Raw genomic sequence first — 17,376 nt, 5'->3', positions numbered from 1 at the left:
ATATTGCCAAAAATTAGAGTTTGTAAGCCATAGCGATATTAATTAGTACAAATTTATGCCTAGATTTGACCCTGCTAAATTAAAAAAAGTATCTGTTAGTCTTCCCTTTGGTATTGGTTCGGCAGAATGGGAAGCTGACCCTACGGAGCGGAGAGCGGCTTGGTCGCTTTACGTTGAACTTGTCACCCGCATTGCAGTTCAGCCTTTGGAAGTAGACCAAGGACTTTTACGAGAGGCTTTGACATCTCTATACAACTTGTTTCCTGTTACACGGCAAGTCCTCAAAGAAGCTGGACCAGATGTTGGTGCATCTCATAACTCAGTCGGAGGCATTGCGATAGCAGTATTAAATAATGGTTTGCGTCCTTTCCTTGCTAAGTGGCATCCGTTATTGCAGACATGGGAAGCCCAACGTCCACCTCACCTGAGTCCAAAAGAACATGAACGTAATTGGTCGGAAGAACCGAAATTACGAGAGCAACTGGAATCGCTAAGAAAAGACTTAGAAAAATATGCGAATGCGTTGGCTGAGATTGTTGGTGTGGAACATTAGTAGATAAAAAATATGGCTACATTAGAATCCAATAATTTCAAATATGATATTTTTCTTTGTCTCAATACTTGAGATAAGCATATTGTCACAACAATCGATAAAGCATTCAAATAACATAGACTAAATACATTTTGCTCACGGGTAGTTGATATACAAAAAATAATCAAAAGGATGCCATATGACATATGAATATCATGTATTTATCAGTCATTCTAGTAAAGATAAGGAGGGCTTTGTGGGACCTCTAGCTGAAGAGTTACGAAAAAAAAATTACAATGTCTGGTATGATGAGTTTTCTTTGAAACTGGGAGACAAACTGCCTAAAGAAATCGATGAAGCTCTTTCAAAATCAAGGTATGGGATTGTTGTACTCAGCCCTAATTTCTTCGGTAAGAAAATAGATAAGGAAATAGATAAGGAAATAGAATGGACATACTATGAATTAAACTCGCTGATGTGCAGGGAACAAGATGGTACAAAGGTCATACTACCTATTTGGCATGGAGGAGTGAATGAAAAAAATGTTGAGCAATACTTTACGAAAAATCCGGACTTTGCGAAGAAATTAGTTGAAATGTTAGGTGTGTATAGTTCCCTTGGGATAGATAAAGTTGTAAGTAAAATTATTGAAATACTTGAACTGGATGACCTTAGTAGTGCTTGTGGTGTAAACTACAACCGACTAAGCAAATTACTAGCAGATGGAAATTGGAAAGAAGCCGACCGTGAAACCTATTTGCGGATGCTCCAGATTATGGAGATCAAAGAAGGTCAAGGGTTATGGGATACAAAAGTCAAGGTTTTTCCTTGCACCGACCTGCGTACAATAGACCAATTGTGGGTAAAGCACAGCAATGGGCGCTTTGGCTTCAGCGTTCAAAAAGAAATCTATCTAAACGTTGGTGGCAATCTTAACAACTATGAATTTACGTTAGAAACAACAAAAGTCTTGATCAAATTTGCTGATTGTGTCGGGTGGGTGAAGGGTGAGGAATGGGATATTAATTGGATTGAATATGGAGAAGGTAAATTTAATATACAAGAAGCTTCTCTGGGACATTTCCCTCTTCGTATTTATTTTACCAGGGCTGTGCTATTTTCGAAAGAAATGCAAGAGGGGCTCCCAGAGGAGACAAGGAATAATATTGTTTGGGCTGACGCAACTTTTGTTCCTCATTTCGCGCGAAGACTTGTAGACTGTAACATTTATCCGATAGGAGAAATTAGAGGCGAAATTAAGTCACCTCGAACTGATTATTTAGAATACCATTATCTAATGGCAGCGCTAGGTCATAAAGAATGGAAAGCGGCAGACTCTATAACCTATTCGATGATGCTTGAAGTTTTGGGACTTAACGAAGATGACAAGATTAGTTCTAATGGTCTGTCAAAATTTCCCCAAGTTGTTCTGGACAGAATAGACAACTATTGGAGAGAACTTAGTGATAATCGCTTTGGCTTTAGCGTTCAGAAGAAAATTTATTTAGAAGTTGGTGGTAAAGTTGACGGCAAATACGATGAAAGAGCCTTCACAAGATTTGCCGAACGTGTTGGGTGGACGAAGAGGAAGGATTTAATTGTTAAAGATTGGAATGATCTTATCTTTAATACAGATGCCCCAGAGGGGCATCTCCCGGCTCTAGTTTGGTGGGGGCTGTTGCCAGGGAGAAAAATGAGGATTCTCTTCTCTCGTATTAGGGAGTACCCGCCAGATTGACTTTTGTGAACACTGGCAAAGGTGAGGCGAGGTTTGCAATTGTTATTGGTATCTCGGCTCAATATCATTTCAGTAACTGAATTAAGCCTGGTTTCTAAAATAAATAGTGTTTCATCTGTTTCTCTAACTGCTCATTTTTAGCCAACCAAACACCTGAGTAACAGTTAACTCCAAGTCTATCCCGGCTAACACTGGCAAACGCTCATCACCCTGCAAAAGTTCTGGTTGTTGATTTGGACGGAAGACCAAAATAGAACGATCTTCTGGGTCTATCAACCAACCTAATTGGCAACCATGATCTAAGCAATAGAGAATATTGCCTGTAACTCGATTTGAACTTTGTTCGGGGGAAAGAATTTCAATTGTCCAGTCTGGAGGAAGCAGAAAATCGTTGGGCGCTTCCCCATCAGCAGCAAAGGGAATACGCGACCAGCTGAAAACCGCTACATCAGGTACTACTGAGCGGATACCAAAACTACACCGCAGTTCTGGAAAGGCATAAGCAACATGAAGGCTTTCGGCAACATCGTTGATACTGTTGCATAGCCTTAACTGTAATCGGCTATGCTTCCCTTTTGGCATTGGCTTCTGAATAATCTCACCATTAATGTAAACGCTTGCAGGCTTTGTTTCTGGTAGCTTGAGAAACTCCTCCAGAGTCAGGGATTGGGTAATTACCGTAGACATGGCTCAGTCGAGAAAAGCAAAGGGGATATGTTTTAGTCTAGCAGTACCCTACTCTCAAAAACTGTTTTTACTTCTGGCTACCGCCACAACTGCTTGCACACCAGTTAACAAGGCCAAAAAAGCTATGACTACAAAATGGCTAACACCAGAACAGGCCATTGTCAAAGCCAACCTCACTGTTACATCTGAAACTTTAAAATCTTACATTTCAGAACAACAGGGAAAAACCACTGCTGAAGAACAATTCCAAGCTTTAGGATTGCTATTTGACAGGGAACGCTTGCGTGCAGGTAAAGCTAACTTTTTGCAACTTTTAGAACCAGTAAGTGATGAAAATAGCTATGCCGAAGATGAAATCGACTCTCATCAGTTAGACGACCATGATATAGAAACATCTGCTACCAACAAGGTAAATCAAGTAGAACCATTTATTTTCGAGCAATGTAAAGTTCAAATTGTCATCACTTTACTACCTACACAACAAACAGGAGATAGACCTGTAATGATTGCTGCCAGCAGTCACGGTGATTTCCCTGTAGTTACCATGCTCAATCAAGAAGAACTCGGTGATTTCCCACCTGCAATTGTTCAATTACTGGATGAACTGAAAGCTGATTTTCCTAATCGCCAAATTCGCCGGAATATAGCCCAGACTAAAGCTGTCAAAACCAATAAACCGCCCACTACCCAGACTCCAGTTCGCACTGAAACTGCTAGCTCAGATACTACTAAATTAGCCAGTAATACTACGCAAATCTCACTGTTTTAAATGCCATGAATACTACAAATAGTAACAAATTACTTGTTATCTACGAAGGTCAACAACACTGGATTCCAGAAGCGATCGCCATTAATGACCAATTACTACGGGATGCCTTTACTCCTCTTTGTGCTGAACTGGCAAACGCAGACATTGAGCGGAAACCAGGAGAACCCATTCATATCATCAAGAAGCCCGGTAAAAAAGGTACTTCTCCTCTAGATTGCCTGATAATGGCTCCTGAAGAAATCAACCCCGCAGTCCAAATGTGCTACCAAATGCGTCAACGTCAAATCATCACCGGAATTAACTGGGAAAATGCAGGACAGCTATCAGTCCAAATTGAAGAGGCGATCGCAGCTGGAACAGAATTTTCTGAGTCACTCAACCAAACTCTAAAATCCCTAACAGCCTGCACTCCTACATCTAGCGTTATCCTTGAAGGTTTTTGAGTGCTGATAAAAGGAGTTGGAAATTGACTTGAGGGGTAAATGATTGTCCACATTACAGCAGTTAGCATTTTGATTGAAGTAGACCCCAAACCCTACCTCTGTCTTTTTGTTATTCAATTCCGACCCCATAAATAACTAGTTGTACTAAAAGATGTCTCACCTTGTACCCCTCAGTATGGCAGAGGCAATTTATAGTCTTTATCAGTGCCAATTTACCTTAGATGCCACAGAATCACTTGATTATCTGGAAACCCAACTCAACATTTACTCCTTACTAGCACTGTATCAGCACTACTTTCCTACTGAATGGAAAGCCAGCCAAGCCACTATTTACCCACCTACAGATGTAGATTGCCATAGTCCCAGAGAACTGGAATTCATTGTACTGATTTACACTCATCTGTTTCCGTTATCTCACTGGACTGTAGAAACAGCCTACGAACAAAGATTGCATAGCATTCCTATTACCCCAATGGGTATTGACTGGACAATGGATGGAGAAATTGAACATCTCAAAGATGGTTGGCAACTACTTTTACCTTTTAGCCATGACAGTCGCCGTTGGCTCGATGACATACACCCAGAAGGTAGCGATTGGTTTGATAGTGAATTTGCAATTTACGAAATTACGTACAGTGACATCGACCACCCAGACAAAATTGACCACAAAAAACTGAAACGCCAGTGTCATCACTTAGATAATCCTTTAAAGTTTCTGCCTTTAACTTTAAAGCTGCTAGATCATGAAACTAAAAACCTTTGGTTGGACGAGTACGCAGACGATTATTACTATCAACCTGACCGCACCTCTCTACCTTGGTCAAAAGCATCTATTGATTTACTCACCAGAAAATGGCAGCAAGCCGACCGAATGCTAAACTGTGCAGCCAACTTAATTGATTGGCTAGAAGCAGACTTAAAACCTCATGCTCAAATCCTACTAAAATTATGGAAACAAGCATTGAAACCACGTTAATCGACGTTACATCGACACCAATTCTATCCAGCGAAATTCTACGAGCAATTTTGGCAGACCCTCCCCGAAAATCTCCAGTAATTCAAGCAGAATTGCTGTTTTTGGATGGCATTTACATCTTGCACCACCGAGACAAAGAAATTGCCGATGCTCATATTTACAAATGTATCTCACCCGCAGCCCTGAGAATTGCTTTCAGCAACGAACCCATTGATACTGGTTGGATGGAACCAGGAATTGTGCGTTGGGGTACGGGCAGTACAGACACATATTTGGTAAAATTCATAGCACCAGCCACTCATACAATCAATTGCGATGAACTTGGATCTTTAACTGTTCCGCTACCTGCAATAGTTTTTGTGGGGAAGGGATTAAAATATTGGGTTTGGGCAATTCAAGAACAGGAGTTTACTCCTCAAGCAGCAGCTTTTCATGTGCCACTACCCAATGTCTACAGTTCTGGACAGGTCTGTTGGGGAGTGAACGAACCACCTGCTGCTAATGGTCTATCAATTAACCATACTTGGAATTTATTTATTTCCAGTATTTTCACTAACCACTTAACAATAAGTAAATCACAAAAATACCGCAAGGATGTTCGCCAGCAACTTCTAAAACTGCACAAAAGATGTAGACGTGCAACCTATCCTGTATCTGACCTTGTGCCTATCGGCAATCAAAAAAGTGTCGCTATGCTTGTGCAGAAAATCCTCGATGAACCCATTGCTTGAAGGTATTATTGGTTACAAAATTGTCACAACTTCATCTCTGCCAACACACACCAGCAGTGGACTAGAGTACCTTTATGCCGGAAATGGCATCTTTGCTAGAGCCATTCGTCCTGGCATAGAGGTATTAATGCCTATTTGCTTGTGTTCCCAAACTATCAAAGGGCTACCTCACCTAACACCTTATCTCAAAGTCACTCCCTTAATTCCCAAACCGCTACTACTGGAAATGTGGCGGTCGAGTTATCAAGCTGGCAATCAATTTCATGAAATTCTCTTTCACCTCCACTGTACTGATGCAGGCTGGGATTTACAAGTCCCAGAGCAAATTCAAACTCCAACTAGCTGCCAGCCAACTCATTCTGGTAGTGACTCTTCCCACCAGAAAGCGGCTGTAGACATCCATTCCCACGGTTTTTTACCTGCCTTTTTCTCTACCACCGATAATGCTGACGAATCTGGCTTTCGCATCTATGGGGTACTAGGTAGAGTTAATACCCTGAAAACAGAGATTAAATTACGGGTTGGACTGTTTCGCCACTGTTGGGATGTACCTGCTAGAGCAGTGTTTGACATCGACCGAGACTTTTTTATGGTTGATGTCTCACTTTTATCTGGCTGCAAATTTTACAGTACCGATGTACCGCCTGTAAATGTGATGGAGAAGCTATGGAGGTGAATTTCAATTTAGCAAATGTCTGTTCCCTCACCGATAACTGTATCAATTTAACCAACTGTACTATGGAGCTAAATCTTGATTTGGCAAATGCTTCTCCTGTCGTAACTGTCAACTACTCGAAGATAGAACTGTGGCTAGTTGGGTGCGGCGGTACTGGTTCTTGGCTGGCTCCTTCTTTGGTTCGGTTAGGCAGAGTTCTTTCTCAGCAAGGTAAACAGGTGAAACTCTACTTTGTTGACCCGGATCATGTTGAGTCAACTAACGTTTTACGCCAGTGCTTCTGTGATGCAGAAATCGGACTCAACAAAGCCAAAACCCTGGCGCTGCGCTATTCCCTGGCTTGGAAGATGGAAGTTACAGCGATCGCTCAACCTTTCCAACCCGAATGGATTGTCCCCAGTTATAATACTCTGATTGTTGTTACTGCTTGCGTAGATAATGCCAAAGCCAGAGAGTCAATTACCCAAGTACTTCAGCACAACACTCATCGCCCTGCGCCTCACATTTGGCATTTGGATTGCGGTAACTCCAAGCGTAGTGGTCAAGTACTATTAGGTTCCCATCTGTCTACTAACCCCAATGACTATGATTTTGAGGCTTTAGGCTGCTTTCGCTTACCTGCGCCAACTGTACAGCAACCCGATCTACTGGTTTCAGAACTAGAAGAGTTGGCAGACAACAACTTGTCCTGTGAACAAATGGCGTTGCTTAATAGCCAGTCCTTGAGTATTAACCAGCGAGTTGCTGCGGAAGCCTTTGATTATTTGTTGCAATTGACGACGGGGAAACTACGACGATTTGCTACTTATTTCGACTTAGAGAGTGGTAGCGGAAAATCCCTGTATACAACGCAAGCCAGTATTATACAGGCGATTCTCCTCGGTCAATCCTGCGCGTAGGCGTAGCCAGCACTTCTCTACGAGACGCTGCGCGTAGCTTGCTTCCCGTAGGGTACGACAAAGCTCAGGCATCATGTAAAAATAAGTTGTACAAAATTTATTTGGAATAGCTTGCTAAATCTAGCTTTCAGACAAAAATTGTTCAGGTTATTTTTACACAAATCCTCAGTGACCGTCGTAGACATCGCTCCCCTCTCAAGTTAACAACCAAGCACTGTACAGAAGCAACTGTACAGTGACTTCAATTAAGCAAACCAGCCCGCAACGCTAATACAGCTGCTTGGGTGCGATCGCTTGCACAAAGCTTGTTCAAAACCCCACGCACATATACTTTTACACTTCCCAAGCTGAGATAGAGTTTCTGGGCAATCTCGTTATTGCTGTAGCCTTGGACAATTAACTCCAAGACTTCCAGTTCCCGATTTGTCAGTGGGTCTGCTTGCAGAATGCTTGCTTGCTCTGGATCAATTGCAGAGATCGTTACCGTCTGAGTAGCACTCGGTTTCACCATAGCCGCCGCTCCTTGACGAGTATGCTTGAGAACGATACGAGCGATCGCTGGATCAATCCAAGACTGACCTTCATGGGTGATATGCAGCGCTTCCAACAACAACTCGAACTTAATTGTCTTCACACAGTAAGAGTCTGCCCCGGCTGCAAACGCTGCTAGTACCATTTGCTCTTTAGCAAAGGAAGTGAGCATCATTACTTTAGTCTGTGCTGCTGTTTCCGACACTAAAGATTCCCGAAACTGCTGCACCAGCCATATTCCGTCTCTATCCGGCAAGCCAATATCGACGATCGCTATGTCTGGTTTTGTACTTTGGAGCAGTTTCAACCCATTGGAGGCTGTAGCTTCATCACCCACGACTTGAATACCTTCTTGCTCATTGAGAGAACTACGCATCCCAATCCGCGTTAAGCTGTGGTCTTCAATAATTGCTACTCGAATATCTACCATCATTTACCTCAGCAGCTTGGTAACTATACTTTTTTAACTGTCGAATATGGTTTCAAGGAAAGGATTACTCCATTGGACGAAAAGTTTTAGCTATTTAGCCAAAATGTGGCTATTGAGATGGAAAGCGGCATTTCAATGTTATTAAACCTCATCCAGGTTGAAACCAGTAGTTTTTACAGTATTGGTTGAAAAGTTCATATATCAAGGGCTACATATCTCAACTGGCTGTTGAAAAAGCTCCAGTGTTCAAAATGGACATCGTTTAATCTGAAAATTCTCTGAAAAAATCTTCCCAAAGTATAAAAAAATATAAAAGCACTGAAGTTAAACTGAAACCAATACAGTTTATTCTGACTTTTGTCCACATCACACTTACAGGAGAATGTAGCTTATTTCTAAGCGAGAACCCTGGCTCTTACACATAGGCAGATTAACAATTGCGTTTTATGAAGAACACTTTATCTTGGAATATAACTTCAGAACAAAGAAACCAAAAAATTCTGCTGGTGGATGACTCAGCTGACAGCCTCCGCTTGCTGCAAGTCACTTTAAAGTTGAAGGGATACAACGTGATCATAGCCGACAGTGGTGCTGAAGCATTGGTAAAAATTGCCGAATCTCCTCCCGATTTGGTACTGCTTGATGTAGTGATGCCGGATATGGATGGCTACGAAGTTACCCGGCAAATTAAGCACAACTCAAACTTACCTTTTATCCCAATTTTGCTGGTGACAGGTTCTGAAAAATCAAGTGTCGTCAAAGGTTTAGATGCAGGTGCAGATGAATTTATTTGCAAGCCAGTAGATAAGAAGGAATTACTGGCCAGGGTGCGGGCTTTGTTGAGACTGAAACACAGTATGGACGAACAACTATTCCTTAGTCAGCGACGGGAAGATTTTGTAACCCGTCTCACTCACGACCTGCGAACTCCGTTGATAGCTGCTGACCAATTCCTAAAGTTGCTGCAAAGAGGTGTTTTTGGCAATACCTTATCAGCAATGCGTGAATCTTTAGAACAAATGGCTCAGAGTAACCAAACTTTGTTGTCAATGGTCGATACCTTGTTAGAAGTTTACCAGTATGAAGCTGGAGGCAAAACTTTGGATTTCTTTGTGGTTGACCTGTGGGAATTATGTCAGCAAGTAGTGCAAGAACTAATGCCTTTGGCTGATGTTAAACATTTAACTCTCAAAGCTGTCTTGACAAAGGGTACTGAAGCTTCTTTAGTTAGAGTTAAAGGCGATCGCCTGGAACTACGCCGACTCCTCACTAACTTAGTTGGTAACGCCATTCGCTTCAGCGATGCTGGGTCAGTAGAAATTCGCCTCAATTCCACTGTTCAAGGGGTAACGATTGAAGTAGAGGATACAGGTATTGGCATGAATCCAGAAGAACAATTACTCTTATTTGATCGCTTTCGACAAGGCAAGCATCAACGTCGGGGGAACGGTTTAGGATTATATTTGTCCCGTCAAATTGTTGAAGCCCATCAAGGGAATATCTCTGTTTCATCGACTGTTGGGAAAGGCAGTATCTTCACAGTTAATTTACCTGTGCAAACAGCTTATTCAGAAATGTTATCAGCATAAAAAATTTTGGAAATCGAGCTTAAGTATTTGCACCGAAATAATTTACCTACTTTATCAAAAAGAATTGATAATCAAGGCTTTCAGTTATTCAAAAAGGTAACTTATTAATGCGTGCTTCTTAAGGGAAGTTTTACCAAGATTCATCTGGTTCAGGTGGACGCCAACCACGAGTAGTTGAACTTTCATCACCTAGTCTATCAATTGCCCCAGGATCGCTATTGAGGAATTCATCTAAATCTTCATATCCACTTGGATAATAAGAACCTGATGTAGGTTTGATAGGATTTTCCTTAATTATTATGCTTTCACCAGGTTTGAGATGTGCATATTCAGGGTAATGCTCATCTTGGGATATATCATCAGAAGGAGTGATCAACTCATCTCCTGGTGAACCTGGATCATCGTCATAAAGCATTACTAATAAACCATCTTCTAGCCGTTGAATTCTCTTATTCATAAAATCTAGTGGTAGCTTCAAAATTGTGTAGCTTAAGTAACACAGTGAAAAAATGATAATACGATTAAAAGCGCTGTTTAGCTATTTAACTTTCTTGGAAGTCTGCTAGCAGAGCTAATACCGTATAAAATACCGTCTGCCATGAAATCAGTAAATTATCCACTTGGACGATTTTATTGAGTGTAATTTCGTGCCAAGGTGAATATTGGAGTCTCATGCTTGCTAGATAAGCTATCTAATAGATTATTGGTAATGGATTTAACCACTAGAGTCTTAGAAGGTTCTGGTTTGAGCATACCTATCTTTGATGGGTCGTATAACAATGGTAAAGGGAGATATTTATCTGAACCAGAAATCATTAAAAATTCTCTGCTCGAACAGATGTTTGAAGCAGAAGATTTACAATCTCTACTACTGGTTAAAATTGACAGTAAAAATCCAGATGCCAACCATTTAAGACAAAGAACCTTTCAGGATGGAATCCGACGCAAGTTAGCTTTCAGTTCTGGCAATAGTTATTACTTTGCTGATGGTTCACTGCATAAAAAAATTACACGCTTATTCGCTACAGAACCCGATACTGCCTGTCGCTATGGTTCTTTACTAGTTAGTAATTGCTACAAAGGCTCAGAAACTTTTACAGGGCTGCGAGTTAAAATTGTGGACTTTGAAGACCCACAGTATGCTCATTATAAAACAGGAGACTGTCACGGCAAGATTTCGCCTCAACTTGCCAAACAATTGGGAGGAGAAGGCAATTGTCCATTCCAATTTCGGTTTGCCTGGAGGAGTAATTGGGCTGAACCAGATAATTCCCAGTGCCCAAAAACCAGTTTCTTGTCCAAAGGTACTTTCCTACCCGATGCGACTTTGACTGATGCCCAAGGCTACGACATTATTATGGATCGTTCCTCAATTAAAGGCATTAAAAAGTCGGAACTCAAAAACTTAATACCCTGCGGTGACTATGAGTTTCCCCAAGCGGTAATCGGTAATCGAGGTAACGCCAAAGCTACCAGCTACGATAATAGTTGGCAGTTTACCATTTGGTACTCAGAAGAAGCAGTCAAACAAGATTTGAGCAAACCCACCCAAGAAAAAGCTAGAGAACTTGCCGAGTTGCAGCGTAATCCCTTGGTGTTGGCAAAATACATTATCCAACAATATGATAAACAACAGCGATCGCAGCAAGAGCAGTCAGAAGAAGCTTTTAACGAAATTGAGGGTAATGCTAACAATCAAGCACAGGAATCTCGCTGGATTTCCCTATTACGCAGCGATAAATATGGTCAATTGATTGAAACCCCCAAATTCCGCAAGTTTGCTACCGATTACATAGCCAATCAATGGCGTGACTTAGCGATTAAGGGAGGATACAACCATAATTCGGGTATGGCAATGCCTTGCGATCGCCTAACTCGTGGCACAATCTGTGTACCTCATCTACCAGAAGGAGATGTCATTCTCACCCGTTACCCCATCGTCAACTCAGACAACATCCGCCTCTACCAAAATATCCACGATCCAGAATTAAAGAAAACTCGCAATGTAGTTTGGATTCACCCCAAGGATGCTGAGGAATACCACCAAGCCGATTTTGATGGCGACCAATTAATGGTTAGTTCTGCCAGTAAACTGCCTAATATTGCTCAAGAAACTCTCCGCGCAGGTGAACCGGGACGATTTGAGCCAGTTAAACAACGCCCTAAGCTGGCGTATACGGAAATTACAGATGAAGAAGGCAACTTAAAATACAAAAATTTAGCAGAGATTGCTGCTGCCAGCAGTCAAAATAAAGTAGGGCTGGTAGCAACAAATATTGGACGTGTACAGTCATCGATGCCCCAAGACGGGGAGAATGTAGAGCGATTTGGCAGACGACAAAGGAAGCTACTAAACCGTCTATTTCAGGCACTTCAGGTTGAGGTAGATTCGCCCAAAAGTGCAGAAAGATTGGAAGATATCAAGGAAATAGGTGGGGAAAATTTACTCGCCGATGCCAAAAAATGGTCAGAGTCTCACCCCAGTTACTTCTTTGACTTTAAGAAAGATGAACGGCTTTATCGCTCCTTTGCCATGCCTGCGGATGCTCCTGGCTCAATTAACGTTATTGCAAGAGTTGTAGTCAATCCTTTGTGGGAACCAACACGCATTCGCAGCAGAGATAGGCATGAGTTTCGCTACCTGTTTCCCAAAGAGACGCTATCTGTAGATGCCTTGGAATGGGCAGAAGAACTGAAAACTAGGTTTCAGCAAGCTAGAGACGAAATTAAGGAACGGGTGGGAGATGACAGGGAAGCCTTTAATGAGGAACTAGGAAAGCTCTACGAAAGCTATCGGGCAGAAATTGATGAATTATTCACCACTTCAGAGGAGCGGTTTGTAAATCCTGCGGACAGGCTCCGCCAATGCGTAGCGTCTCGTAGAGAAGGGGCGGCGGCACTGTGGCACACACAACACACCCGTCCAGAATTAGATCGGCATCGCAAAGACTGTTTAAAGCTGGCAGAACAGATGGAAATTACGTTTTCGTTTCAGCATGATTATGAACTGCCAAGCGTTGCATTACCACAGGATATTTATGTTTTGAGTGTTCCTTTCGGTGCAGGTGCTATTAAATGGAAAGAATCTTTAGAACAAAAGGGAATTAAATTTGATGCTACCATTCATCCTCAATTACCTCTGATTGAATTTGCTTTAAAAGACTTATCTCCCAAAGTAGTTGATAAATTAGCAGCTAAATTTGGCGAAAACATTAACGATTTAGATGACCTTAATATTCCGAAGGATTTGAGAATTATTCCTCCCGCAGATCATAGTTGGGCAACATCACGTCAGGATTCAGGTGTTGGTGCTTTGGCATATAACCTGTTTACAGAGGAAGTATGTCAACAGCTTCAGGATTTTCAATTTGATGAAATTAAAGTGTTGGGTATCAAATACAATCACTTCGCCAATGAAAACTTTTCTAGTAAGCAATGGAAAAAGCGCAGCGTTACTTTGGAAGTGGGAGTTTTTGAGTTACCCGAATCACATCCAGAGCATTATCGTTACAACGGTACACCGATATTACAGATTGATGGTAAGAATTTAGGCACTTTTGCTCCTGATAGTCCGAAACTGCCGATTGGTGCCACATTTGCAGCTACTTTGCAACCAGATGGCTCTAGTGTTATTCTCAAAGTTAATCCTGAGTCAATCAATCTGCCAGAAGTTCCATTACCGGAATCAGAACCAAAGTTAGATACTGCTGGGCAATTCCGAGCCATTCACCGTGAACTCTGGCGTAAAGAAATGTTTGATAATTTGGTAGGGGCGATCGCTACTACCTACGAACAGCGACAAGTCAATCAATCTGCAAGTAATGAAATTGAGCAGTTTAAGATAGGTAGCCATTGGACTGCTTATGTGCAACCCAGTGGTAATTTTATTGTCCGAAATGAAGGTAAACGGACGATTTGTCGAGGCAATCTCCAGACCGGTGAGGAGATATTTCCACTTTCAGAAGAACGTGCCAGTGAGCTAGAAGCGATGATTTTAGAGAGAGAGCGATTACTTCACAGAAAACAGGAGTTATCACACAATGGACACCATGTTAGCAGTCAGAATATAGAGTTGAACTAAAGTGGTAAAGGAGATTATTTAAATGCGTAAAATAGTATAGGCGCTTTTATCAAATTACGATTACCTTTGAAACCGCGATAATAATTCTTCACGGTCAGCTTGTAAAAGTGAATCCATATATTCATCGGGGGAAAATTGTAACAAAGCGGGAATAATGGCTTCTAAAGAAGCATCAATATCCTCAAAGCGCAGCTTTAAAATTTTAGTAATAGTTGCCCTTCGTTATTTCTGGATACCTTCTCGTTCCCAACTCGTTACCATTTCCATTTACGATTGTCCTAGAAAATGCAATAATAACTCCTCACGGTCAGCCTGTAATATTAAGCCCAAATATTCATCTGGTGACAACTGTAACAAAGATGGAATAATGCCTTCTAAATCAGTATCTAAATTACCAAATCGTAACTTCAAAAGCCCTGAAATGACTTTTTTTCGTTCGGCTTCTGCACCTTCCTGTTGCCAACTGGTAACAATTTCCATAACTTCCTCCCGTTCATCTAATCCCATTGTACTAATAGCCGCTTGAAAAACCTGCTTCTCAGTATCATCCAGCCGTAAATAAGTATCAACAAACCCCGAAATTAATTGCATCCGCGCTGGGTCTAACCTTAAAGTTGTTAGCAACCGCAAACATTCTGCCTTCACCTGCGGACGTTCTGACACCGCAATATTCATCTTCGCCATCAACGCCGCCGCCACTGGATTGTGCTGCGTTAGAAAATCCCGCCAACTTAGGCGATTTAATTGAATCGCTGCAAACTGAAATTCCAGCACCTTTAAATCGGGAAACGTGACACGATAATTTTGAGGTTCAGCACGTTTTGGTTCGTCGAAGGAGAAAATCACAACTGGATAAATTGGTAAATCATATTTTTCATGCAAGCGTGCAAAATACTTAAACATCCGCTTGGCAAATTCTGATTCAGTGTAAGACTGATTTTCAACATGAATTAGAAAGCAAGTCTCTTGCTGCTGATAACGCACCTGGGCCAGCAAATCAATTTCTTTCTTTTCACCAGATGTGACATCAGTAAACACATCTTGGGATAAAAACTGGATGGAATCGCGGTCTATTTGGCTGGCTACTTGAGGCAGGAATAAATCGAGAAACTCAACAAAGAATGTAGATATTAATTCTTTGAAAAGCCTGTCATGGTCAATCATCCTAGCAACTCCTCCAACACATCCAAATCTCTGCATTCGGGACAAAAAACACCTTCTGGGTAAGGTTTCTATCCTGGTGTAAATTGTATGTCGCCAACGCACTACAAATCGTCCAAAGGCTGTCAGCCTTTAACATTATCTCGCCAGTAAGCATCCCTTATATTGCTCCTGCAATCCGCGCCCTGTCTAATCCGATAACACCACAGTATACCTGAGTTTTTTGGTGAATAGTTTATTTTCAACTGACAAGTGTTATGCGAACTGCTTGGGAAACTATTGCATCAGTTGCGGTAGATTCGTTGGGAAAGTTCAAATAATTTTAGTGATAACAGCATGATCTTCAAGTGTTCCTTGTTGATTTTGAGATTGTTTTAGAAAGAATTCTACGGCAGTTCCTTCTGCAAGATGAGATTTGTTACATTGTATATCTCGTATTCCGAAAAAATAACGCTCATTATTATAACTATTTAAATGTCCTGATTTTTGATTGCTATGTATTCTATGAATTTTACCTTGAAAAACTTTTTCATGTCTTAACTGGTCTTGCTTACATATCTTAATCAGTTGTGTTTGTTTTTCTCTTAAATAATCTTCTATTTCACTCTTTGGATAAGGGATTTGGTAATAATTAAGAATTTTGCTGACTTCATCAGTTAGTCTCAAATCATATTTTTGAACTATTAGCCCAATTAATTCTGCTAACAATTTTGATTTTTCAATTTCTTGAATCTTATAATAGCATCTAGCCAGCATTATTTCTTAAGCATTTAAGCAAAAAAACAGTATCCCATGAATTCCACTCATTGGAAAAATCAATATAAACTTGATAGTAAATATCAAGGGCTTCTTGAAAATCACCTGAATCAAGTTTTTGTTTAGCTAGGTTTGTAAAGTCTTTTTTTGAAGATGACATTGTGGTTAATTGTACTCGTGAATAACTTCTTGAAATATCTTCCATAAATTAGGATCATCGCAATAAATGGCAGTAATTGTGCTAATAAAGCCTTCTTGGTTGTAATCAAACTTAATACATAATTTACCATCTCCATTTGTTCCGAATAACTTTATCAAATCATGACGATTATTTTCTGAAATATATTCAAAATAAATTTGTCTATTTCTTAATCTCTCGATTAAATTATTGTATAGTTTCTCTCTCCACCCATCTTTTTTTTCTAAGCTGATATTAAAAACAGTTATCTTTCTTGTCAATAGAAATAATAGTTCATCCTTAAACTGTGGAGGTTCTGCGTTTTGTACAATCGGAGGACTAAACTCGCCATCCTTGTTATAGGAAAACATAATTCTTGCTGTTTTGTTTTGATTTTTAGTTTCAGCAATTTCGTAAATTTCTTGATATTGGTTATGTTTGACTGCTTGTATTTTGAAGTTACTAGATTTGATCTTTTGAGAAATAAATAAACTTAAACCTATTAAAACGGTATTTTTAAATTGCTCATCAAAATATTGTTTTAAATCCTCGCTTAAAGATTCAAATAATAACTTACTTAAATCAGCATCTTGTTTTGATATAAAATAACTTTTCACCAAATCTTTATAATTATTATTATCACTGGAATTTTGTATTTTAAGATTAGGATAAGATAAAGGAGTTATTGGTTCATATCCGCATAAAACAATCTGAGAAGTAGCTCTAGTAATACCTGTATATAACCACTTAAAATAGCTTTGATTAGTTCTTCCTCTATTTTCCCCTTGATTTGTATTAAATACAACTTTTGGCCATTTATAAGACATGGATTTGTGTACAGTCATTGCATAACCATATCGAATAAATGCAGTATTTTTAAACTTGAAGTAGTTACTAGCAGGATCATTTTGGAGTCGCAGCTTAATTTTACTTCTGTATTGTTTTTTTGCGTTCTTTAATAAACGGTTTAATTCTTTCTCTTTTTCTCCAAGCCTTGTCTTAACTTGTTCTCCATTGTCTAATCTGATCTTAAACTTAGATATATCAAGTTCTAATGCTCTATATTCTTCAGAGTCTCGGAGATGATTATACTCATCTGAATGTTCAAAAATACAGGCGTTAATTTCCTCCTTTAATTGATTGTTAATGATAATTTTTAAGGCAATTTTCTCTTCTTTGCCCAATTCTGCTTGGGGATT

The 17,376-nt window shown here is 40.3% G+C and carries 17 protein-coding genes; 10 read left to right on the top strand and 7 right to left on the bottom strand.

Translation table 11 applies throughout. From position 1 onward, the window contains the following. Window positions 1–55: 55 nt before the first annotated feature. Both LC586_RS25510 and LC586_RS25505 read left to right on the top strand, forming a co-directional pair. Complete coding sequence (locus LC586_RS25510; RefSeq protein ID WP_229488040.1) at window positions 56–553, top strand: hypothetical protein; 498 nt, start codon at window positions 56–58, stop codon at window positions 551–553. A 178-nt stretch (window positions 554–731) separates the two neighbouring features. Continuing rightward, entirely contained in the window at window positions 732–2,270 is a 1,539-nt protein-coding gene (locus LC586_RS25505; RefSeq protein WP_229488039.1) for a GUN4 domain-containing protein, read from the top strand. Window positions 2,271–2,393: 123 nt separating this feature from the next. Here LC586_RS25505 and LC586_RS25500 read toward each other — a convergent pair whose 3' ends face one another. Continuing rightward, window positions 2,394–2,957: a Uma2 family endonuclease gene (locus LC586_RS25500; RefSeq protein WP_229488038.1), complete on the bottom strand. Its 564-nt coding sequence runs from the start codon at window positions 2,955–2,957 to the stop codon at window positions 2,394–2,396. A 124-nt stretch (window positions 2,958–3,081) separates the two neighbouring features. On the opposite strand from LC586_RS25500, the gene LC586_RS25495 reads away from it, so the two are divergent. The 6 genes from LC586_RS25495 (at window position 3,082) to LC586_RS25470 (ending at window position 7,451) form a co-directional block, all read left to right on the top strand. Beyond that, a complete protein-coding gene (locus LC586_RS25495; protein WP_229488037.1) occupies window positions 3,082–3,726 on the top strand; it encodes a hypothetical protein in 645 nt (214 codons plus the stop codon). A gap of 5 nt (window positions 3,727–3,731) precedes the next feature. Beyond that, the gene (locus LC586_RS25490) at window positions 3,732–4,169 is read left to right on the top strand and encodes a hypothetical protein (RefSeq protein WP_229488036.1); all 438 of its coding nucleotides are present in this window, start codon (window positions 3,732–3,734) and stop codon (window positions 4,167–4,169) included. A gap of 151 nt (window positions 4,170–4,320) precedes the next feature. Next, a complete protein-coding gene (locus tag LC586_RS25485) occupies window positions 4,321–5,145 on the top strand; it encodes a hypothetical protein (protein ID WP_229488035.1) in 825 nt (274 codons plus the stop codon). After that, the gene (locus LC586_RS25480; RefSeq protein ID WP_229488034.1) at window positions 5,118–5,876 is read left to right on the top strand and encodes a prokaryotic E2 ligase family D protein; all 759 of its coding nucleotides are present in this window, start codon (window positions 5,118–5,120) and stop codon (window positions 5,874–5,876) included. The genes LC586_RS25485 and LC586_RS25480 overlap by 28 nt, the downstream gene beginning before the upstream one ends. Next, complete coding sequence (locus LC586_RS25475; RefSeq protein ID WP_229488033.1) at window positions 5,860–6,552, top strand: hypothetical protein; 693 nt, start codon at window positions 5,860–5,862, stop codon at window positions 6,550–6,552. The genes LC586_RS25480 and LC586_RS25475 overlap by 17 nt, the downstream gene beginning before the upstream one ends. A gap of 62 nt (window positions 6,553–6,614) precedes the next feature. Beyond that, window positions 6,615–7,451 (top strand): ThiF family adenylyltransferase, encoded by an 837-nt coding sequence (locus LC586_RS25470; protein ID WP_229488032.1) that lies wholly within the window; start codon window positions 6,615–6,617, stop codon window positions 7,449–7,451. 241 nt (window positions 7,452–7,692) lie between these two features. Here the strand turns inward: LC586_RS25470 and LC586_RS25465 are convergent, their stop codons facing one another. Then, window positions 7,693–8,412: a response regulator gene (locus LC586_RS25465; protein ID WP_229488060.1), complete on the bottom strand. Its 720-nt coding sequence runs from the start codon at window positions 8,410–8,412 to the stop codon at window positions 7,693–7,695. 446 nt (window positions 8,413–8,858) lie between these two features. Between LC586_RS25465 and LC586_RS25460 the strand changes: the two genes are divergently transcribed. Next, the gene (locus LC586_RS25460; protein WP_229488031.1) at window positions 8,859–10,001 is read left to right on the top strand and encodes a hybrid sensor histidine kinase/response regulator; all 1,143 of its coding nucleotides are present in this window, start codon (window positions 8,859–8,861) and stop codon (window positions 9,999–10,001) included. A gap of 130 nt (window positions 10,002–10,131) precedes the next feature. Here the strand turns inward: LC586_RS25460 and LC586_RS25455 are convergent, their stop codons facing one another. After that, entirely contained in the window at window positions 10,132–10,458 is a 327-nt protein-coding gene (locus LC586_RS25455) for a hypothetical protein (protein ID WP_229488030.1), read from the bottom strand. Window positions 10,459–10,710: 252 nt separating this feature from the next. Between LC586_RS25455 and LC586_RS25450 the strand changes: the two genes are divergently transcribed. Further along, entirely contained in the window at window positions 10,711–14,082 is a 3,372-nt protein-coding gene (locus tag LC586_RS25450; protein WP_229488029.1) for a hypothetical protein, read from the top strand. A gap of 267 nt (window positions 14,083–14,349) precedes the next feature. Here LC586_RS25450 and LC586_RS25445 read toward each other — a convergent pair whose 3' ends face one another. From LC586_RS25445 to LC586_RS25430, 4 genes are all read right to left on the bottom strand, one after another. Further along, window positions 14,350–15,246 carry an Rpn family recombination-promoting nuclease/putative transposase gene (locus LC586_RS25445; RefSeq protein WP_229488028.1) on the bottom strand — a complete coding sequence of 299 codons (897 nt, stop codon included), beginning with the start codon at window positions 15,244–15,246 and terminating at the stop codon, window positions 14,350–14,352. 309 nt (window positions 15,247–15,555) lie between these two features. Further along, a complete protein-coding gene (locus LC586_RS25440) occupies window positions 15,556–15,999 on the bottom strand; it encodes a hypothetical protein (protein ID WP_229488027.1) in 444 nt (147 codons plus the stop codon). Continuing rightward, entirely contained in the window at window positions 15,989–16,159 is a 171-nt protein-coding gene (locus tag LC586_RS25435) for a hypothetical protein (protein WP_229488026.1), read from the bottom strand. Before LC586_RS25435 ends, LC586_RS25440 begins: the two co-directional genes overlap by 11 nt. A gap of 5 nt (window positions 16,160–16,164) precedes the next feature. Then, entirely contained in the window at window positions 16,165–17,361 is a 1,197-nt protein-coding gene (locus tag LC586_RS25430) for an ATP-binding domain-containing protein (RefSeq protein WP_229488025.1), read from the bottom strand. Window positions 17,362–17,376 lie beyond the last annotated feature (15 nt).

Source organism: Nostoc favosum CHAB5714 (assembly GCF_020829495.1).
GTDB classification, from domain to species: domain Bacteria; phylum Cyanobacteriota; class Cyanobacteriia; order Cyanobacteriales; family Nostocaceae; genus Nostoc; species Nostoc favosum.
This window is presented reverse-complemented; position numbering and strand designations above follow the sequence as displayed.